This window comes from Micrococcus sp. iso_239, from assembly GCF_056173395.1.
Map to the genome: position 1 here is coordinate 612189 of NZ_CM149672.1, position 19527 is coordinate 631715.

Here is a 19527-nt window from a genome sequence, read left to right on the forward strand (position 1 = left end):
CGACCGCGCGGGCCCTCAGCCGTCCAGGGCGGTGAGGGCCCGCGCCACGCGGGGCAGGGTCTTGCGCAGCAGGCGCCGCCAGGACCCTGCGGCCAACCCGCCGACGATCACGTCCCGGGCCGCCGCGTCGTCGAGCGTCTCCAGGGCCATCGCCCCGAGCCACACGCGGGCTCGGCGCGCCTCGGCCGCGTCCCGGGCCAGGTCGGGCACCTTCTCCTCGCCGTGCCACAGCGCCAGGTAGGCGACGTTGAGGGCCGGGTCCCACGCGCACGCGAGGTCCCAGTCCAGCACCCCGGCCAGCGCCCAGCGCAGCGGGGCGCGCGGGTCCTCGTCCTCGGGCACGGCGCGCCAGCGCATGTTGTGCCCGGCCAGGTCGCCGTGCACGAGCGACGGCGGCACGGGCGGCGCGGCGGTCCACGTCGTCACCGCGTCCGCGAGGGCAGCCACCGCGTCCGGCCACGCCTCGGCGCCCAGCCGCGCGTCGACGTCGTGCCCCTCCCACGCGCCCAGGCGCGCGGCGACCGCCCCCGGCAGCGCCGCGACGTGCCGGGCGCGCTCCGGCGTCCACGGGCCGCGGAACGCGAACGGGCGGCCGAGGTGCGGGGCGATCCGCGGGTCGGTGACGTCCACGGCGGCGAGGTCGTCGAGGACGCCGCGCAGCACGGCCGGATCGCCCTCGTGCGGCGGGTGCGGCCCGCCCGGGAGGAAGCGCTGCAGCACCGCGGCGCCCGGGCCCGCGGGGACGGGGTCCGAGAGGGCGACCGGGACGGCCCACGGCACGTCGCGCTCGGCCAGGGCCGAGGCGAGCCCGTCGAGGAGGGCCAGGCGCCGGGGCAGGTGCGCCGCGGGGTCCCGCTCGGGCGCCCACCGCGCGGCGGGGGCGGCGCCGACCTCGTGGGCCCGCGTCATCCGGAGGACGCCGACGTCCTCGAGCACCAGCACGCGGTGGAACTGCCCGCCCTCCTCCACGGACGCCGCGGCCCAGTCGGCTGTGCGGAGCCGGCGGGCGAGGGCGGGGTCGAGGCCGGGGCGGAGGTGCTGCAGGGCGCGGTGGACCAGCTCGAGCTCGCTGGGGGCAGGCGGGGAGACCACACGACCACGCTAACCCTCCCTCCGCCCTCCCGGACTTTCGAACGTGACATCGGGGGAATGGGGACTTTCGAACGGGAGACAGGCCCTCCCTCACGTTCGAAAGCGCCCGGGGGGAGAGGGGCGGGCGGATACTGGGGGGCATGCCCGCCACCCCGCGCACGTCCCGCACCCCGGCCGGCCCGGCCGTCCGACCCGCCCCCGCGCTGCCCGCCCCGTCCGCGCGCACGGTGCGGTGGGAGATCGCGATCGTCCTCGGCCTCTCCCTGGGGAAGTCGGCGGTCTATGCGATCGTCCAGCTCATCGACAAGGCCACCCAGGCCCCGCTCGGCGAGCAGACCACCGTCCTCAACCCGGCCCTGGCCGACCGCTGGGCCTTCGACCTGACCTATCAGCTGCTCGGCATCGGGTTCGCGCTCGTGCCGGTGGCCCTCGTGCTGCACCTGATGCACCTGCGCGGCCGGAACCCGTTCCGGGTGCTCGGCCTCGACCTGCGCCGCCCCGGCCGCGACTTGGCCTGGGGCCTGGGCCTGTTCGCGGCCATCGGGCTGGGCACGCTCGGCGTCTACGCCGCCGGCCGGGCCCTGGGGATCACGACGGCGATCGTCGGCTCGGCGCTCGGGGAGAGCTGGTACCAGGTGCCGGTCCTGCTGCTCTCCGCGCTGCGGCACGGACTGCTGGAGGAGGTCATCGTGGGCGCCTGGCTCGTCGACCGCCTCGGGTATCTGCAGCGGCTGCGCGCCGCGGGCCTGGCACGCGATCCGGCGCCGGCCGTGCCGTCGTCGTGGGCGAGCGCCGAGGGGCTGTTCCTGCCGACCCGCGTGGCCGTCGTCGTGCTCGCCCTCGCGCTGCTGCGCGGGGCGTACCACCTGTACCAGGGGATCGGGCCGGGCGTGGGCAACGCCCTGATGGGTGTGGTGTTCGCGCTCGTGTTCCTGCGGGTGCGCCGGGTGATGCCGCTGGTCATCGCGCACACGCTGCTGGACGCCGTCGGGTTCGTCGGCTACCCGCTGCTGGCGCGGGCGGGGCTGCTCGGCTGAGCGGCCCCGCCCCCGCGCTCAGAGCGTGACCTCGCCCTTCGGGGTGCGGAAGGTGACCGAGACGATGCCCGGGGTGCCGGAGGGCGCGACGTACTCGATGTTCACGTCCTGGACCTGGCCGTCCTCGTCGTCGCCGAGCCACTCGGCGAGGCGCTCGGGGGAGCCGGCGATGTTCAGGCGCTCGATGGTGGCCTGCGGCTCGGCCGCCTGCGAGGGGTGCATGTCCTCCTGACCGTCGGCCCAGCGCAGGATGAACGGCAGCTGCGGGTCCGCGAGGGTTCCCTTGACGCCGATCTGCCGCCAGGACAGCTCCCGGCCGTCCGGGAAGCGACGGTTGCCGGGGACGGCCTCACGGCCGAGGCGGCGCTCGAACCGGCCGATGTCCGTGGTGGCCACCGCCCAGCTCATCCAGCCGCCGCCCTGCTCGGTGCGGGCGCGCACGAGCTGGCCGAACGGCGCGCTGAGGGAGGCCGGGTGGTCCAGGGCCTCGACGACCTCCAGATACTGCCTGCCCGCCATGGGGAACAGGGCGTTCTGCGTGCCGAAGCGGGGGTGGACACCGCCCTTGATCCGCTCGATGCCCAGCGTCTCGGCGATGCGGGCGACCGTGGCGTCCAGGCCCTCGGGGCCGGCGGCGTAGGACACGTGGTCCATGCGACAGGTGTGCACTGCGCTGTTCCTCTCCGTTCCCGGGCTGCCCCGGGGGTTGACCTGGTGCGAGTCGCGGGGCGTCGAGCCCTTGACGGGTCGGGCGCCCCGTGCGGAGAGCGTATCCGCGGGTGACACGCGTGACGAAATTGTGGCGGGGCGGCGGGCTACACTCGGAGGCACGGTCACGAGAGTCAGCAACAGGCCCCGGCATGCTGACCGGCAACCCTCCTTCCGCGGTGGGGTGCCCCGGGTGACGACCAGGCCGGCCCCACAACGGACGCCGGCAAGCGCGGGCCGATCCCACGGCCCCTCTCGACGGCGCCGGGTCATCTCCGGCACCTCGACGACGCCGGTTCCCGGATCGGCACGTCGGCCGGCGGGCGGGGCGGCCGGGTCCGGCCCCTGAACCCCTCAGGAGGGTCCGCCATGACCGACCAGACCACCCCGACCCCCGACGCCTGGGGCTTCTCCACCGCGCAGGTCCACGCAGGCGTCGCCGTCGGCCAGCACGCCTTCGGTGCGACCGCCCTGCCGATCTTCCAGACCACCTCGTACGACTTCCCGTCCGCCCAGGTGGCCGCGGACCGGTTCGCGCTCAAGGACCTCGACCCGCTCTACACCCGCATCGGCAACCCGACGCAGGGCCCGGTGGAGGAGAAGATCGCCGCGCTCGAGGGCGGTGTGGGCGCGCTGCTGCTGGCCTCCGGTCAGGCGGCGACGACGTTCGCGATCCTCAACCTCGCCGGCGCCGGCGACCACGTGGTCGCCTCGGCCAGCCTCTACGGCGGCACGCAGAACCTGTTCAAGCACACCCTCGCCAAGGTCGGCGTCGAGACGACGTTCGTGACCGACCCGGACGACCTCGAGTCCTGGCGCGCCGCCGTCCGGCCGAACACCACGGCGTTCTTCGGCGAGACCCTCGGCAACCCGCGCGGGGACGTCCTGGACGTGCGCGCCGTCGCCGACGCCGCCCACGAGGCCGGCGTGCCGCTGATCGTGGACAACACGCTGGCCACCCCGTACCTGCTGCGGCCCATCGAGCACGGCGCCGACGTCGTCACCCACTCCGCCACGAAGTACCTCGGCGGGCACGCCGCGGCCATCGCGGGCGTGATCGTCGACGCCGGCACGTTCGACTACGCGCAGCACGCCGAGCGGTACCCCGGCTTCAACGAGCCGGACGAGTCCTACCACGGCCTCGTCTACGCGCGGGACCTCGGGGTGGGCTCGCCGCTCGGCGCCAACCTGGCCTTCATCCTCAAGGCGCGCGTGCAGCTGCTGCGCGACTACGGCTCGGCCATCTCCCCGTTCAACGCGTTCCTGGTGAACCTCGGCCTGGAGACCCTGTCCCTGCGCATGGAGCGGCAGGTGGCCAACGCGGCCGCGGTGGCGCGCTGGCTGGAGGGTCGCGACGACGCCGAGCACGTGGTCTACGCCGGCCTGGAGTCCAGCCCGTGGCACGAGCGGGCCCAGCGCTACCTGCCGAAGGGCGCGGGCGCGTTCGTCTCCTTCGAGATCGCGGGCGGCCGCGAGGCCGGGGCCGCGTTCGTGGACGGGCTCACCCTGCACCACCACGTGGCCAACATCGGCGACGTCCGCTCGCTCGTGGTGCACCCGGCCTCCACCACCCACTCCCAGCTCACCGACGACGAGCAGCGCGCCGCCGGCGTCACCCCCGGCCTGGTGCGGCTCTCGCTCGGCGTGGAGGACATCGAGGACATCCTCGCCGACCTCGAACGCGGCTTCGCGGCCGCCGCCCGCCGCGGCGACGACGACGCGGGGGAGCGGGCATGACCGCCGTCGCCACGCGTCCGTCGCGCACCGCGCTGCCCCGCGGCGGCCGCCACCGCCTGCGGGTCGGCGAGCTGCACACCGAGACCGGCGGGCTGCTGCCCGACGTCGAGCTGACCTACGAGACCTGGGGCACCCTCGCCGCCGACGGCTCCAACGCCGTGCTCGTGCTGCACGCCCTCACCGGCGACGCGCACGTGGCCGCGCACGAGGAGGACCCGACGCCGGGCTGGTGGGACGCCCTCGTCGGCCCGGGCCGCGCCGTGGACACGGACCGGTGGTTCGTGGTCGCCCCCGCCATGATCGGCGGCTGCCACGGCTCCACCGGGCCCTCGACGCCCGCGCCCGACGGGCGGCCCTGGGGCTCCCGGTTCCCGTTCCTCACGCTGCGGGACGCGGTCGAGGCCGAGCGGCGCCTGGCCGACCACCTCGGGATCGGCGCCTGGCGTGCCGTGATCGGCGGATCGATGGGCGGGGCTCGCGCCCTCGAGTGGGCCGCGACCCACCCCGCGCGCGTCGCCGGGGTGGGCGTGCTGGCCGCCACCGCGGCCTCCTCCGCCGACCAGATCGCGTGGGGGCAGGCGCAGACCGCGGCCATCCGCCTCGACCCGGACTTCCAGGGCGGCGACTACTACCCCGGCCCCGGCCCCGTGGCCGGCCTGGGCATCGCCCGGCGCATCGCCCACACCACCTACCGCACGGCGGGCGAGCTCGGCCAGCGGTTCGGCCGGGAACCGCAGGGCGTCGAGGACCCGTTCGGCGCCGTCGTCGGGGTGCCGGGCGGGCGCGGGCGCTACGCCGTGGAGTCCTACCTGGACCACCAGGCGGCCAAGCTCACCGACCGGTTCGACGCGAACTCCTACCTCGTGGTCACCGAGGCCCTCATGGGCCACGACGTCGGGCGGGGGCGCGGCGGCGTGGCGGCGGCGCTCGCGGACTACCGGGGCCGGGCGTTCGTGGCCGCCGTCGACTCGGACCGGCTCTACCTGCCGGCCGAGTCCGAGGCGCTCGCGGCGGCGCTGCCCGCGCGGCCGCCGGTGCACACGATCGCCTCGCCCATCGGCCACGACGGCTTCCTCACCGAATACGGCCAGGTGGCCGACACGCTCAAGCGCACCCTCGCCCTCTGAACTTTCGTTCGGGAAACGGCGGCGTGTCGCGGCACTGTCGTTCGGGAAACGGCCACCGGTCCCCGCCGGCCGGGCTCAGGGCTCGACGATGTCCAGCGGCTCGGTGTGGTCCGAGCCCTGCGGCATCGGCGCGCCGAAGAGCGGCTCGGGGACGGGGCGCTTGGCCGTGACGCCGTCGCCGGAGGAGACGCCGCGGAGGCGGCGGACCACCCACGGCGCCAGATGCGTGCGCACCCATGCGGCGTCCGACGCGCGGGCCGCGCGCCACGTGCGCGGCGCCGGCGGGGAGAGGCGCAGGTGCTCGAGGCCGTGCTCCACGCCGAGGGTGTCCAGCACCATCGCGGCGATCGTGTGGTGGCCGAGCGCAGAGAAGTGCAGGCGGTCCTCGGCCCACATCTCCCGCCGGGCGAGGTCCTTGAGCGACCACATGTCCGGCACCAGCGCGTCGTGCCGCAGCGCGATGGTGCGCACGTTCTCGTTGTAGATCGCCACGGTGCCGCGGATGCGGCCGATGACGGGCGTGCCCTTCACGTCGGTCGCGTTGAACAGCAGCACGGTGGCGCCGTCGGAGGCCAGACGCTCGACGACGGCGTCCAACCGGACCGCGATCTCGTCCGGGTCCGCGCCGCGCAGGATGTCGTTGCCGCCCGCGCAGACGCTGATGAGGTCCGGCCGCAGGGCGAGCGCCGGCTCCACCTGGTCCTCGGCGATCTGGTCCAGCAGCTTCCCGCGGACCGCCAGGTTGGCGTAGGCCAGGTCCTCGCCGGGCGGCGTCAGGCGGGAGAGCTCCTCGGCCAGGCGGTCGGCCCAGCCGCGGTGGTAGCCGGGACGGTCCGGGTCCGGGTCGCCGATGCCCTCGGAGAACGAGTCCCCGATGGCGACGTAGCGGCGCCACGGATGGGCGGCGGGGTCGTCGACCGGGGTCGCGTCGGAGGCGTGCGGAGGCTGGGAGGAGGATGGGTTACCCACGGGTAGGATTCTGCCCACGTCGCGCGGGAGGGGTCAACCTCCGGGAGGGGCCGACCGTGCCGCTCGCTAGGCTGGCGGACGTGAACGCGAACCCCACCCCCGCCGTCGAGCCCGTCGTCCGCTGGTCCCGCCCCGAGGGCGAGCGCACCGAGGACCTGCTGATCGTCCTGCACGGCTACGGCGCGAACGAGGACGACCTGTTCGGCCTCGTCCCGCACCTGCCCGAGCACGTCACGGTGGCCGCCGTCCGCGCGCCCCTGCCCCTGCAGCCGGGCTCCCACGCCTGGTTCCCGCTCTCCCAGGACCCCGTCACGGGCGAGCTGGGCTCCACCGCCGAGCCGGTCCGCGAGGCCGTCGAGGCCCTGCACGCCTGGGTGCAGGCGGTGCGCGGGGACTTCCGCACCGTCTCCCTGCTCGGCTTCTCGCAGGGCATGGCGATGGCCACGTCGCTGCTGCGCCTGGACCCGGAGGCCTACGCGTGCACCGTGGCGCTGTCCGGCTTCGTGGTGGACCCGGAGCTCACCGAGCCGCGGCTGCGCGAGCTGTTCACCCGCGACGACGACGTCGCCCGCGTCCGACCGAAGGTCTTCTGGGGCCGCGGCCAGGAGGACCCGATCATCTCCGAGCCCCGGGTCGAGGAGACCCATGCCTGGCTGAACGCCCACGTGGACCTCATGAAGATCGTCTACGCCGGGCTCGGCCACGCGATCAACGAGCAGGAGCTGGGCCACGTGAAGGAGTACCTCGCCCACATGGTGCCGCCCCGCGGCTGACGCGCCGGACCTGCTCGACGACGGCGCCGCGGCCGCCCGACGGGGCGTCGGCCCAGGCCTGCCCGGCCTGGACGACGAACGCCTCGCCGGCGAACTCGACGACGTCCCCGTCGTGCAGCTGGGCGCCGCGGCGCGTCTCCACCGCGCCGTTGACGGTGACGAGCCCGTCGGTGACGGCGTCGCGGGCCATGGCCCCGTCCTCCACGAGGGAGGCGAGCTTGAGCGCCTGGCCGAGGCGGATGGACTCGTCACGGATGGGCAGGGGCTGGGCGTCGGGTGCGTTCGTCTCGGTCATGGTGTCCATCATGGCCGGTAGGCTGGACGGGATCGACCGGCGCGCCGCGCCGGAACGGGCCCGCCGCGTCGAAGGCGGCCGGGTGCCGTCGTCGTCGTGATCCCCTCCCGCCCCGCCGATGAGTACGGAAGTGATGCCCCCATGGCTGCCAAGTCCCCGCTGGACAACGTCATCAACCTGGCCAAGCGCCGAGGCTTCGTGTTCCAGGCCGGTGAGATCTACGGCGGTTCGCGCTCCGCGTGGGACTACGGGCCCCTGGGTGTGGAGCTGAAGGAGAACATCAAGGCCGAGTGGTGGAAGACCTTCGTGCGCTCCCGTGAGGACATGGTGGGCCTGGACTCCTCCATCATCCTGCCGCGCGCGGTGTGGGAGGCCTCCGGCCACGTCGAGACCTTCACCGACCCGCTCGTGGAGTGCACCCAGTGCCACAGGCGCCACCGCCAGGACCACCTGCTCGAGGCGTTCGAGGCCAAGAAGGGCCGGCCGGCCGAGGGCATGGCCGAGATCGTGTGCCCGGACTGCGGCACCCAGGGCGCCTGGACCGAGCCGCAGCTGTTCTCGGGCCTGGTCAAGACCTACCTCGGCCCCGTGGACAACGAGGAGGGCCTGCACTACATGCGCCCGGAGACGGCGCAGGGCATCTTCGTGAACTTCCTCAACGTGCTGGGCGCGGCCCGGAAGAAGCCGCCGTTCGGCATCGGCCAGATCGGCAAGGCGTTCCGCAACGAGATCACCCCGGGCAACTTCATCTTCCGCACCCGTGAGTTCGAGCAGATGGAGATCGAGTACTTCGTGCCGCCGGCCGAGGCGGGCCAGCACTTCGACCGCTGGGTCGAGGACTGCTGGGACTGGTTCATCGACCTCGGCATCGACCCCGCGCACCTGCGCAAGTTCGACGTCCCCGCGGACGAGCGGGCGCACTACTCGGACGCCACGATCGACCTCGAGTACGACTTCGGCTTCACCGGCGGCGACGGCTGGGGCGAGCTGATGGGCATCGCGAACCGCACCGACTACGACCTGGGCCGGCACACCGAGCACTCGGGCACCAAGATGCAGTACTTCGACCAGGCCAACAACGAGCACTACACCCCGTACGTGATCGAGCCGTCCTTCGGCCTGACCCGCGCCATGATGGCGTTCCTCGTGGACGCCTATGCCGAGGACGAGGCCCCGAACGCCAAGGGCGGGGTGGACGTGCGCACCGTGCTCAAGCTGGACCCGCGCCTGGCCCCGGTCAAGGCCGCCGTGCTCCCGCTGTCCAAGAAGCCCGAGCTGCAGCCGGCCACCCAGTCCCTCGCCGCGGAGCTGCGCGGCCTGTGGAACATCGAGACGGACGACTCCGGCGCGATCGGCCGTCGCTACCGCCGCCAGGACGAGATCGGCACCCCGTTCTGCATCACCGTGGACTTCGACACCCTCGAGGACCAGGCCGTGACCATCCGCGAGCGGGACACCATGGCCCAGGAGCGCGTGGCGCTGTCCCAGGTGAAGTCCTACCTGCTGGAGCGCCTGGTCAAGTGAGCGGGGACGTGACGGGAGCGGCCGGGGCCGCGGGGCACGACGACGACGGCGTGTTGTTCGACTCCGCCGCGGTCGCCGGCGGGGAGGTCGTGCTGCGTCCCTGGCGACCCGGGGACGACCTGGCCCTGCTCGAGGTGTGGGGCGACCCGGCCAACGCGCAGCAGCACCAGGACCGGGCGATGCTCGCCGAGGACGCGGAACGGCCCTGGCGCCGCGCGCTCGTGGCCGAGGCCGCCGGCGTGCCGGTGGCGGCCGGCGTCGTCTATGCCTCGTCCGTGCACCCGCGGCGGCTGTGGCTGTACGTCGAGACCGCGGCTGCCGAGCGGCGCCGGGGCATCGGCCGGGCGCTCGTGGCGGCCCTGCGGGGGCTCGCCGCGGAGGCGCACGCCGCCGGCGCCATCCCGACGACGGCTCTGAAGGCTCGGTTCGCCAAGGACGCCCTGGTGCCCGGCGTGGCCGGCGCCGACCCGCAGACCGAGGCCGACGGTGCGACGGGCCGCCCGCCCGTGGACACGGAGGCCGTGCGGTCCCAGACCGCCGCGCTGGCCGCCGGCACCGAGGCGTTCCTCGTGGCCGAGGGCTTCACCCCCGTGCAGCGCTCCCGCCGCGTCGCGATCGCCCCGGGCGCCATCGGCCTGCCGGACGTGCGCGGGGAGGAGCACCCGGACGGCGTGGTCCTCGAGGAGGCCTCGACCGGCTCCGTCGAGCTGACGCAGGCGGTCGCCGCGTTCTATGACGCCGTGCACGCCTGGGACCCGTCGACCCTGAGCGTCGGGGCCGCCCAGCAGCTGCTGCTGGGCCCGGCCACCGGGGCCGCGGGCGCCGTCGTGCTCCGCGACGCGCCGAAGGCCGAGGGCGGGCGCATCCGCGCGTTCGCGGTGTCCTACACGCCGGAGCGCCAGGACGCGCCGGCCGACGTGCTCGTGGGCTGGGACCCGGAGCTGGGGGAGAAGGACGCGCTGCAGGCCGTGGCCGACCTGCTCGCCCTGCTCGTGGCCCAGTACCCCGTGCAGATCGAGGTGGACGAGGCCATGGCCCCGCTCGAACGGATCGTGGACGGGCTCATCGGCGGCAACGCCGCGCGGACCCTGGTGGACACGTACGTGTTCGTGGACGACGCGACGGGCGCGTGAATGAGGTGCCCGAAGCAGACCGCCGGCGCACCCGCGCCCTGCGGGGCACCGTCCTCGCGGTGGCCCTGCTCAACGGCGCCTACCTGGTGGTCGAGATCATCCTGGCCCTGGGGATCGGCTCGGTGGCCCTCGTGGCGGACTCCGTCGACTTCTTCGAGGACTTCGCCGTCAACCTGCTGATCTTCGTGGCGCTGGGGTGGACGGCGGCCCGGCAGGCGGTCATCGGCAAGGTCATGGCCGGGATCATCGTGCTCCCGGCCGTGGCGGCGCTCGTCATGGCGGCCACGAAGGTCGGGGACCCCGACCCGCCGGCCGCGGGCGTGCTGCTGGGGGTGGCCGTCGGCTCGATCCTCGTGAACCTCGTGTGCGTGGCCCTGCTGGCCCGCGTCCGCACCGCGGGCGGCTCCCTCACCCGGGCGGCGTGGCTCGCGGCGCGCAACGACCTCGTGGCCGGCGCCGTGCTGATCGCCCTGTCCGGGATCACGGTGCTGACGGCGTCGGGCTGGGCGGACATCATCGTGGGCGTGCTGCTCGTGCTGCTCAACGGCTCCGCCGCCAAGGAGATCTGGGAGGCCGCGACCGAGGAGCACCTGGCGGCCCAGGCCCTCGCCGGCGAGGTCGACGACGACTGAGCGGTTCCTACGGGGCGGCGGGCAGCCGGGCGGCGAGCACCGCCCCGACGGCGGCCAGGCCTAGGAACACCGTCAGCGCCGGTGCCAGACCGACGGCGCCGGCCAGTGCCCCGACCGCCGGGCTGAGCCCAACCCCGGCCAGCCGCATGCACCAGCTCGTCACCGCCAGCCCGGTCTGCGGCCGGAGCCCGGGCGCCTCGTCGCCGAGCGCATAGGCCACGGGCACCACCACGGCGCAGCCCAGCCCCGCCAGCATCAGCCCCGCGAACGCGGCAGGCACGGCCGCCGGCCCCGGCAGCGGCGCCAGGGCCAGCCCCAGCCCCACGACGACGGCGCCCAGCCCCGCCGTCAGCGCCCCGCGTCGTCCCAGGGCGGCGAGGGTGCGGTCGCCCGCGAGGCGTCCGACGAACTGCGCACCCAGCAGCGTCGACGCGCCGAGCACCGCCGCGGCCGGGTCCAGGCCGCGCTCGGTGATCAGGAACAGGGTGGCCCACGCGTTGCCGAACTCCTCCACGCCGAAGCCGGCCATCGCGATCACCACGGCGGGGAGGAGCGCGGCCACGGCGGCGCGGCGGGGGAGGGCTCGGGTGGCCGGGGCGGGCGGTGCGGACGTCTCCGACGGCGCGGGTGACTTCTCCGCGGCGCCGCGGGCGGACGCCGAGTCCGTGGGCGCCTCCGCCAGGAACAGGCGCCGGACCCCCAGCAGCACCGCGACGCACGCGCCGCCGTTGAGCCCCAGGTGCAGGGCCGCGGGGCCGCCCACGGTGATGACCGCGGCGCCGAGCCCGGCACCGGCGGCCGCCCCGAGGCTCCAGCCGGCGTGCATGGTCGTGAGCACGGGCCGGGCCAGCCGGGTCTGCACCTGCAGGCCCTGCGCGTTCTGGGCGGTGTCTACGACGGCGTCGAGCACGCCCGATGCCAGGACGAGGCCCGCGAAGACCCACAGCAGCCAGGCCGCGGCCGTGCCCGCACCGTGCCCGGCCCCCGCGCCCGCCCCGGCGACGTCGAGGACGAGACCGGCCGCCGTCGTGAGCAGGGCGATGGCCACGCTGCCGGCGAGCATGACGCGGCGGGCGCCGAACCGGCGCAGGATCGGCGCGGGCAGGGGCCCGGCGAGCGTGCCGCCCACGGCGAGCGCGATGACGAGCAGGCCGAACGCGGCCGGGTCCAGGCCGAACGCGGCCTTGGCCTCCGGGTAGTGCGGGATGAGCGCGCCGAGCAGGGCGCCGTTCGTCGCGAAGGCGGCGGTGACGGCCCAGCGCGCGCGACGGGCTCGGGCGACGCCGTCGTCGGCGGCCGGGAGGTGAGGCGGGGCCTCGCTCATGCATCCCAGCCGAGCAGGCGCCAGACCTCCGCACAGCCGGCGAAGATCTTCGCGTTGTACTCGACCCCGAGCTGGTTGGGGTTGGCGAACAGGACCCAGTCGGCGGCGGCGACGGCGTCGTCGGCGGCGAGCTTCTCCGCGACCTCCTCGGCGGACCCGGCATAGGTCGGGCCGGAGCGGGCGGCGCCGCCCTCGAGCATGCCGGAGGAGTCGCGCGAGGCCCGCTCCCGGCCGAAGTACAGCTCGTCCTCCCGGTCCTGGATGACGAACGCGGAGCGCGTGACCGCCGTGCGGCCCGGACCGGCGTGGCCGGCCGCGGCGAAGGCCTCCCGGTAGCGCGCGATCTGGTCGGCCTGCTGGACGTGGAAGGGGCGGCCGTCGTCCTGCAGGAGCAGGGTGGAGGAGAGCATGTTGTAGCCGTCCGTGGCGGCGCCGGCCACCGAGCCCACGGAGCCGGACCCCCACCAGATGCGGTCCGCGAGCCCGGGGGAGTGCGGCTCGATCCGCAGCGGCTGCGAGCTGTGCGCCCAGCCGGAGGTGAGGTCCGGCGTCGCGATGCCCTCACCGCGCACGGCCGAGAGGAACCGGCGTCCGCGCTCGCGGGTCACGTCGGCCCAGGTCTGCCCCTCGTCGAGGGCGTAGCCGAACTGCGCCTGGCCGTCGAGGGCGGCCTCGGGGGAGCCGCGGGAGACGCCGAGCTCGAGCCGGCCGCCGGAGATGAGGTCCGTGGTGGCCGCGGCCTCGGCCATGTACAGGGGGTTCTCATACCGCAGGTCGATCACGCCGGTGCCGAGGCTGATCCGCTCGGTGCGGGCGGCCATCGCGGCGAGGATCGGGAACGGCGAGGAGAACATCCGCTGGAAGTGGTGGACGCGGAGCCAGGCGCCGTCGAGTCCGGCGTCCTCGGCGGCCACGGCCATGGCGACGACGTCGTCGAGGGCCTGCCGCGCGTCCGGTTCGGCGCCGGGACGGTGGATCCAGTGGCCGAAGTTGAGGAAGCCGAGGTGCTTGCGGGTCATGCCGGGTGCAACCGCGGGGCGGGCGGGGCTGTTCCCGGTGCTCGTCTGACCGCCGGCCGGCGACATCACCTGCGGGCAGACCCGCGGAGATGTCGCTGCGGAGCGGTCGATCGTCGCGGCGTCCGCCATACTGGCGGGCATGAGTGAGCAGTGGAGCGAGAAGGACATCGAGCTGGCGAACCGGCTCTTCGACATGGCGCGGGACGGGGACACGGCCCAGCTGAAGGCATACCTGGACGCCGGGGTGAGCACGCGCCTGCGCAACCACGCGGGCGACTCCTTCCTCACGCTCGCCGCCTATCACCAGCACCCGGACACGGTGGCGATGCTGATCGAGGCCGGCGCCGAGATCGAGCACGCCAACGATCGCGGCCAGCGCGCCCTGACCTGCGCCACGTTCAAGCGGGATGTCGCCTCGATGCGGCATCTGCTGGCTGCCGGGGCGGACCCGGACGCGGGCACCCCCTCGGCGCGCCAGACCGCTCAGATGTTCGCCGGTGCGGACCTGCTGGCGGTGCTCGACGGCGAGGACGCGGCGCCGGCGTCGGAGGCCTGACCCGCCGGGAGGATGGTCTGCCCGTCCCGGCGGGGTGCCTCGGTGATCGCCTCCCAGCGGGCCTCGTCGTGGGGCACGGTGACGCGGGTGCCGGGCGGAATGGAAGAATGGGGTCCGACATGACTTCTTCCCACACCCTCCCCGCCGCGGCGGTGACCGACGCCGACGACGTCGCGCACTACGCCAAGTCCGCCGGCGCGGGTCGGCGCATCGCCGACGACGATCAGCTCCACGAGGCCCGCCACCCCGCCCCGACGACGGACCGCCTGGCCCTGCCCCCGCTGCGGCTGGGGCCGCTGACCATCGACGTCCCCGTGGTGCTCGCCCCGATGGCCGGCATCACCAACACGGCGTTCCGCCGCCTGTGCCGCGAGTACGGTGGCGGCCTCTACGTCAACGAGATGGTCACGGCCCGCGCGCTGGTCGAGCGGAAGCCCGAGTCGATGCGGATCATCCAGCACGACCCGGACGAGGTGCCCCGCTCCGTCCAGCTCTACTCGGTGGATCCGGTCACCACCGGCGCCGCGGTGCGGATGCTGGTCGAGGAGGACCGCTGCGACCACATCGACATGAACTTCGGCTGCCCCGTGCCCAAGGTGACCCGCCGCGGCGGCGGCTCCGCCCTGCCGTGGAAGTCGGAGCTGTTCGCCTCGATCGTCAAGGCGGCCGTGACCGAGGCGGCCAAGAAGGACATCCCGGTGACCGTGAAGATGCGCCGCGGCATCGACGAGGACCACCTGACCTTCCTCGACGCCGGCCGCACGGCCCGCGACCTCGGCGTCGCCGCCGTCGCCCTCCACGGCCGCACCACCCGCCAGTTCTACTCGGGCACCGCCGTGTGGGACGACATCGCCCGGCTGCGCGAGGCCCTGCCGGACATCCCCGTGCTCGGCAACGGCGACATCTGGTCCGCGGAGGACGCCATCGCGATGGTCGAGCAGACCGGCGTGGACGGTGTCGTGATCGGCCGCGGCTGCCAGGGAAGGCCCTGGCTGTTCGGGGACCTGCAGGCCGCCTTCGAGGGCCGCCAGGACCGGTTCCAGCCGACCCTGGGCATGGTCGCGGACACGCTGTACCGCCACGCCGAGCTGCTCGTGGACACCTTCGGCGGCGACGAGACGAAGGCGCTGCGGGACATCCGCAAGCACGTGGCCTGGTACTTCAAGGGCTACCCCGTGGGCTCGGAGATCCGCACCGCGCTGTCCACCGTCCCGGACCTGGCCACGATGCGCGAGATCCTCACCCGCGTGGACCGCGACCAGCCCTACCCGGGCGAGGCCGCCGAGGGCCCCCGCGGCCGGGCCGGCGCCCCCAAGCGCCCGCACCTGCCGGACGGCTGGCTGGACTCCCGCGAGCTCAACGCCGAGCAGCAGGCCATGATCCAGGCCGCCGAGCTGGACGTCTCCGGTGGCTGAGCCCACGACGCCGGTGCCCGCCGCCGGAACGCCCGCCGCGCCGTCGTCGCACTGGACCGGCGCCGCCCACCAGCCGGTGCTGTTCGGCCCGGAAGGCCGGCCCCCGTATGCCGGCCGCGCCGTGCAGACCCCCGGCTACACGCCGTGGGACCGGGAGCGGTGGCTGCCCGAGCCGCCCAAGTCCTCCTACCGTTCGGACTTCGAGCGGGACCGTGCCCGCGTGCTGCACTCCGCGGGCCTGCGCCGGCTGGGGGCCAAGACCCAGGTGGTCGCCCCGGACGCGGACGACTTCGCCCGCACCCGCCTGACCCACTCGCTCGAGGTGGCGCAGGTGGGGCGTGAGCTCGGCCGGTCGCTGGGCTGCGACCCCGACCTCGTGGACACCGCCTGCCTGTCCCACGACCTCGGCCACCCGCCCTTCGGGCACAACGGGGAGAAGGCGCTCGACGCGCTCAGCGAGGACGTCGGCGGCTTCGAGGGCAACGCCCAGACCCTGCGCCTGCTGGCCCGCCTCGAACAGAAGAAGCTCTTCGCGGACGGCTCCTCCGCGGGCCTGAACCTCACGCGCGCCGCCCTCGACGCCGCATGCAAGTACCCATGGACCCGTGAGGACGCCCCGCTGCGCCCCGACGGCACGCGTTCGCGCAAGTTCGGCGTCTACGAGGACGACCTGCCCGTGTTCCGCTGGTTCCGCGCCGGGGTGCCCGGCACGCGCACGTCCATGGAGGCGCAGGTCATGGACCTCGCGGACGACATCTCCTACTCCGTGCACGACGTCGAGGACGGCGTGGTCAACGCCGTGTTCCAGCTCAAGTGGCTGGCCATCCCGGAGCACCGGGAGCGCGTCGTGGAGACCACCCGCCAGTGGTACCTGCCGCACACGGACCCGGCCGAGGTCGACGCGGCCCTGGCCCGCCTCGAGGCCACCAACGTGTGGGTCTCCGAGATGGACGGCTCCCGGCGGGCGCTCGCGGCGATGAAGGACATGACGAGCCAGCTGATCGGCCGGTTCTGCAGCGCCGCCTTCGACGCCACGCGCCAGGTGTTCGGCAACGAGCCGCTCACCCGCCACGGGGCCGACGTCGTGGTGCCCGAGGAGACGGAGACCGAGATCGCCGTGATGAAGGGCATCGCGGCGGCCTACGTGATGACCGCCGAGCAGCGCCAGCCGCTCTACGCGCGGCAGCGCGAGGTGCTCGCGGAGCTCGTGGCGCTGCTGGAGGCCACGGGGGACCGGTACCTCGAGCCGATGTTCGCGTTCGACTGGGCGCAGGCCCCCGACGACGCCGCCCGGCGGCGCGTGGTGATCGACCAGATCGCCTCGCTCACCGATTCGACCGCCGTCGAGTGGCATCACACCCTGGTGCAGGGCGCGGAGTTCCGTCGCGTCTGGCTCTGAGGGGCCGCCCCGGGCCGGTCACTCGCCCGGGGCGACGACGGCGCACGGGCCCGCGAGCCGGACCCCGCAGGCGGCGTCGAGCGGGGGCAGCGCCCCCTCCACGCGGGCCTGGGCCCGGGTGCCGTCGGCCAGCTGGACCGTGGCCACCGAGTCGTGGCCGCGGTAGTCCACGTCCACCACGGTGGCGGGCGTCCAGACGCGCGCGGCCTCGACCCCGTCCACGTCAACGGTCGGGTCGAGGGTGCCGCGCACGTGCTCGGGGCGGACCACCACGAGGTCCCCGGGCACAGCCGTGGCCGCACGCGCCCCGTGCAGGGGCACCGGGCCGAGGGCGGTGCGCCCGATCCGCCGGCCGCCGTCGCGCTCCGGCCCGGTCACGTCCAGCAGCGGCAGCAGGGAGGCCTCCCCGACGAACGCGGCGACCCAGGCGTCGGCCGGGTGCGCGTACACCTCGTCCGGCGTGCCCAGCTGGCGCAGGCGCCCGGCCCGCATCACGGCCGCGCGGTCGGCCATGGACAGGGCCTCGGACTGGTCGTGGGTGACGAGCACGGCCGTGGCGCCGTCCTCCTTCAGCGCCTGGCGCACGTCCCGGCGCAGGCCGCTGCGCAGGGAGGCGTCGAGGGCGCCGAAGGGCTCGTCCAGCAGGATCAGCGGCGGGCGCGGGGCCATCGCCCGGGCCAGGGCCACGCGCTGCTGCTGGCCGCCGGAGAGCTCGTGCGGCATGCGCTCGCCGTGGCCGGCGAGGTCCACGAGCTCGAGGCACTCCTGGATGCGGGCCATCCGCCCGGGCCGGCGGCGGCGCAGCCCGAAGCCCACGTTCTCCGCCACGCTCAGGTGCGGGAACAGGGCGCCGTCCTGGGGCACCACGGCCACGTGCCGGCGGTGGGCGGGCACGTGCACGCGGGGCAGGGCCACCACGGAGCCGGCAAGGCTGATGCGGCCGGACTCGATGCGCTCGAAGCCGGCCAGGCAGCGCAGCAGCGTGGTCTTCCCGCAGCCGGAGGGGCCGAGCACGGCGAGCAGCTCGCCCGGCTCCAGGTCGAACTGCACGCCCTCCAGGACGGGCCCCTCCCCGTAGGAGGCGCCGAGGTCGGCCACGGACACGGCGTGGCCGACGCCGGGCCGGGGACCGGCCGGGCGGGACGCGCGGGTCGAGGCGGCGGGGGAGGGCATGGCGGTCATTCTGACACCTCGTTCGGGGTCGACGGGGCGCTCGAGCGGCCGCGCACGGCCGCGACGATCCCCGTGCGGTGGACCACCACCCACGTGGGCACCGCGGCGAGCAGCACGAGGGTGAGCGCGTAGGGGGCGGCCTCGGCGTACCGGCCCACGCTGGTGGCGTTCCACAGGCGGGTGGCGAGCGTGTCCATGCCGGTGGGCCGCAGCAGCAGCGTGGCGGGCAGCTCCTTCATGGCGGTGAGGGCCACCAGCGCGACGCCGGCGCCCACCCCCGGCAGCGCCAGCGGCAGGGTCACGCGGCGCAGCACCTCGGCGCCCGAGGAGCCCAGGGACCGGGCCGCCTCCTCGAGGGCAGGGGAGGACTGGGCGACGGCCCCGGCCACCGACGTGACCGCCAGCGGCAGGAACAGGGTGGCGTAGGCGAAGGCCACCATCCACGTGGTCTGGTAGAGCGCCGGGACCAGGGAGACCCCGAGGAACACGAGGGAGAGCCCCACGACGACGCCGGGCAGCCCGTGCGCGAGGAACGCGGCGCGCTCGGCGATCCGGGAGACGCGCCCCGGGTGGCGGGCGGCGAGGATGCCGATCGGCAGGGCGAGGGCGAGGGTGAGCGCCGCGCCCGCGCCCGCCAGGACCACGGAGCCGGAGACGGCGTCGAGCCAGCGGTCCCGGACGGCGGACAGGGACGTGCCCTCGCCCATCCAGCGGACCAGGCTCACCGCGGGCACGCCCAGCGCGGCGCCCGTGACCACGGCGAGGAGCCCGGTGCCGACCCAGCGGGACCGGCCCAGCCGGTGCACGCTGACCCGGCGGACCGTGCGACCGGAGCGGACGCCGTCGTCGGCCCGGCGGGTGCGGGACTCGCCCCAGAGCACCAGCACCGTCAGCAGCACGAGCACGGTGGCCAGGGTGAGGGCGAGCTGCCGGTTGAAGCCCACCTCGAGCGCCGTGAAGATCGCCCGGGTGAAGGTGTCCAAGCGCAGGATGGCCACGGCGCCGAAGTCGGAGAGCACGTAGAGGGCCACCAGCAGGGCGCCGCCGGCGATCGCCGGGCGCACTTGGGCGAGCGTGACGGTGAACAGCGTGGCGGCGGGGCCGCGGCCGAGCGAGCGGGCCACGTCCTCCTGGCCGGGGTCGATGCGGGAGAGCGCGGCCGCCACCGGCAGGTATACGTACGGGTACGTGTAGAGGGTCATCACCGTCACCGCGGCCCAGAACCCCTCGAAGCGCCCCGCCTCCACGCCGGGCAGCAGGTCCGAGACGGACACCCACGTGAACGCCGCCACGTAGGAGGGCACGGCCAGCGGCAGCGCCAGCAGGACGGCCAGCAGGCCGCGGCCGGGCGTGTCGGTGCGGGTGACGAGCCAGGCGGCGCCCACGCCGATCACCAGGCACAGCGCGGTCACCACGGCGGTGAGCGCGAGCGAGGTGGCGGCCAGGGCGCCCACGCGCGGGCTCACGACGGCGTCCAGCCAGGGGCCGAACCCGCCCTGGGCGGTGCGCAGGAACAGGTAGCCGATGGGGACGAGCGCGACCGCCGCGGCCACGAGGGCCGCGGCGGTCAGCGCCGCGGGAGCGCGCCGTCCGCGCGTGCGGCGGACGGCCGGC

General features: G+C 75.1%; 17 protein-coding genes, 1 pseudogene and 1 riboswitch. Of the genes and pseudogenes, 10 read left to right on the forward strand and 8 right to left on the reverse strand.

What is annotated here, in order from left to right:
• Positions 1 to 15 precede the first annotated feature (15 nt).
• Complete coding sequence (locus AC0VX2_RS02775; protein WP_101965799.1) at positions 16 to 1092, reverse strand: phosphotransferase; 1077 nt, start codon at positions 1090 to 1092, stop codon at positions 16 to 18.
• 140 nt (positions 1093 to 1232) lie between these two features.
• On the opposite strand from AC0VX2_RS02775, the gene AC0VX2_RS02780 reads away from it, so the two are divergent.
• Complete coding sequence (locus AC0VX2_RS02780; protein ID WP_136940097.1) at positions 1233 to 2129, forward strand: CPBP family intramembrane glutamic endopeptidase; 897 nt, start codon at positions 1233 to 1235, stop codon at positions 2127 to 2129.
• 18 nt (positions 2130 to 2147) lie between these two features.
• On the opposite strand, the gene AC0VX2_RS02785 is transcribed toward AC0VX2_RS02780, so the two are convergent.
• Complete coding sequence (locus tag AC0VX2_RS02785) at positions 2148 to 2783, reverse strand: VOC family protein (protein ID WP_078025700.1); 636 nt, start codon at positions 2781 to 2783, stop codon at positions 2148 to 2150.
• A gap of 177 nt (positions 2784 to 2960) precedes the next feature.
• Positions 2961 to 3076, forward strand: a riboswitch (SAM riboswitch).
• 130 nt (positions 3077 to 3206) lie between these two features.
• Between AC0VX2_RS02785 and AC0VX2_RS02790 the strand changes: the two genes are divergently transcribed.
• Both AC0VX2_RS02790 and metX read left to right on the forward strand, forming a co-directional pair.
• Positions 3207 to 4574, forward strand: a complete 1368-nt coding sequence (locus tag AC0VX2_RS02790) for an O-acetylhomoserine aminocarboxypropyltransferase/cysteine synthase family protein (RefSeq protein ID WP_044659694.1) — start codon at positions 3207 to 3209, stop codon at positions 4572 to 4574.
• Positions 4571 to 5701 (forward strand): homoserine O-acetyltransferase MetX, encoded by a 1131-nt coding sequence (metX, locus tag AC0VX2_RS02795; RefSeq protein ID WP_044659693.1) that lies wholly within the window; start codon positions 4571 to 4573, stop codon positions 5699 to 5701. The genes AC0VX2_RS02790 and metX overlap by 4 nt, the downstream gene beginning before the upstream one ends.
• Before the next feature lie 75 nt (positions 5702 to 5776).
• On the opposite strand, the gene AC0VX2_RS02800 is transcribed toward metX, so the two are convergent.
• A complete protein-coding gene (locus tag AC0VX2_RS02800) occupies positions 5777 to 6670 on the reverse strand; it encodes an SGNH/GDSL hydrolase family protein (RefSeq protein ID WP_041103533.1) in 894 nt (297 codons plus the stop codon).
• An 80-nt stretch (positions 6671 to 6750) separates the two neighbouring features.
• Between AC0VX2_RS02800 and AC0VX2_RS02805 the strand changes: the two genes are divergently transcribed.
• Positions 6751 to 7443, forward strand: a complete 693-nt coding sequence (locus tag AC0VX2_RS02805) for an alpha/beta hydrolase (RefSeq protein ID WP_036340883.1) — start codon at positions 6751 to 6753, stop codon at positions 7441 to 7443.
• A 55-nt stretch (positions 7444 to 7498) separates the two neighbouring features.
• Here AC0VX2_RS02805 and AC0VX2_RS02810 read toward each other — a convergent pair.
• Positions 7499 to 7738: pseudogene (locus tag AC0VX2_RS02810) on the reverse strand (RNA-binding S4 domain-containing protein); the annotation flags it as partial.
• A 141-nt stretch (positions 7739 to 7879) separates the two neighbouring features.
• On the opposite strand from AC0VX2_RS02810, the gene AC0VX2_RS02815 reads away from it, so the two are divergent.
• The 3 genes from AC0VX2_RS02815 to AC0VX2_RS02825 are packed head-to-tail and all read left to right on the forward strand — an operon-like array spanning position 7880 to position 11027.
• Positions 7880 to 9262: a glycine--tRNA ligase gene (locus AC0VX2_RS02815; protein WP_044659691.1), complete on the forward strand. Its 1383-nt coding sequence runs from the start codon at positions 7880 to 7882 to the stop codon at positions 9260 to 9262.
• On the forward strand, positions 9259 to 10395 hold the full coding sequence (locus tag AC0VX2_RS02820) for a GNAT family N-acetyltransferase (protein ID WP_101965804.1): 1137 nt from the start codon (positions 9259 to 9261) through the stop codon (positions 10393 to 10395). The genes AC0VX2_RS02815 and AC0VX2_RS02820 overlap by 4 nt, the downstream gene beginning before the upstream one ends.
• A 5-nt stretch (positions 10396 to 10400) precedes the next feature.
• The gene (locus AC0VX2_RS02825; RefSeq protein WP_257963000.1) at positions 10401 to 11027 is read left to right on the forward strand and encodes a cation efflux transmembrane domain-containing protein; all 627 of its coding nucleotides are present in this window, start codon (positions 10401 to 10403) and stop codon (positions 11025 to 11027) included.
• Positions 11028 to 11034: 7 nt separating this feature from the next.
• On the opposite strand, the gene AC0VX2_RS02830 is transcribed toward AC0VX2_RS02825, so the two are convergent.
• On the reverse strand, positions 11035 to 12351 hold the full coding sequence (locus tag AC0VX2_RS02830) for an MFS transporter (RefSeq protein ID WP_101965806.1): 1317 nt from the start codon (positions 12349 to 12351) through the stop codon (positions 11035 to 11037).
• Entirely contained in the window at positions 12348 to 13370 is a 1023-nt protein-coding gene (locus tag AC0VX2_RS02835; protein WP_101965807.1) for an LLM class flavin-dependent oxidoreductase, read from the reverse strand. The genes AC0VX2_RS02830 and AC0VX2_RS02835 overlap by 4 nt, the downstream gene beginning before the upstream one ends.
• A 139-nt stretch (positions 13371 to 13509) precedes the next feature.
• Between AC0VX2_RS02835 and AC0VX2_RS02840 the strand changes: the two genes are divergently transcribed.
• From AC0VX2_RS02840 to AC0VX2_RS02850, 3 genes are all read left to right on the forward strand, one after another.
• Positions 13510 to 13926, forward strand: coding sequence for an ankyrin repeat domain-containing protein (locus AC0VX2_RS02840; protein ID WP_095353462.1), 417 nt, complete (start codon positions 13510 to 13512; stop codon positions 13924 to 13926).
• A 119-nt stretch (positions 13927 to 14045) separates the two neighbouring features.
• Positions 14046 to 15341 carry a tRNA dihydrouridine synthase DusB gene (gene dusB / locus AC0VX2_RS02845; protein ID WP_396729257.1) on the forward strand — a complete coding sequence of 432 codons (1296 nt, stop codon included), beginning with the start codon at positions 14046 to 14048 and terminating at the stop codon, positions 15339 to 15341.
• Positions 15334 to 16740: a deoxyguanosinetriphosphate triphosphohydrolase gene (locus tag AC0VX2_RS02850; protein WP_396729254.1), complete on the forward strand. Its 1407-nt coding sequence runs from the start codon at positions 15334 to 15336 to the stop codon at positions 16738 to 16740. The genes dusB and AC0VX2_RS02850 overlap by 8 nt, the downstream gene beginning before the upstream one ends.
• 18 nt (positions 16741 to 16758) lie before the next feature.
• Here AC0VX2_RS02850 and AC0VX2_RS02855 read toward each other — a convergent pair whose 3' ends face one another.
• Together AC0VX2_RS02855 and AC0VX2_RS02860 are read right to left on the reverse strand one after the other, a co-directional pair.
• The gene (locus AC0VX2_RS02855) at positions 16759 to 17913 is read right to left on the reverse strand and encodes an ABC transporter ATP-binding protein (protein ID WP_197458565.1); all 1155 of its coding nucleotides are present in this window, start codon (positions 17911 to 17913) and stop codon (positions 16759 to 16761) included.
• A 5-nt stretch (positions 17914 to 17918) separates the two neighbouring features.
• Entirely contained in the window at positions 17919 to 19466 is a 1548-nt protein-coding gene (locus AC0VX2_RS02860; protein ID WP_010079202.1) for an ABC transporter permease, read from the reverse strand.
• Positions 19467 to 19527: the final 61 nt, after the last annotated feature.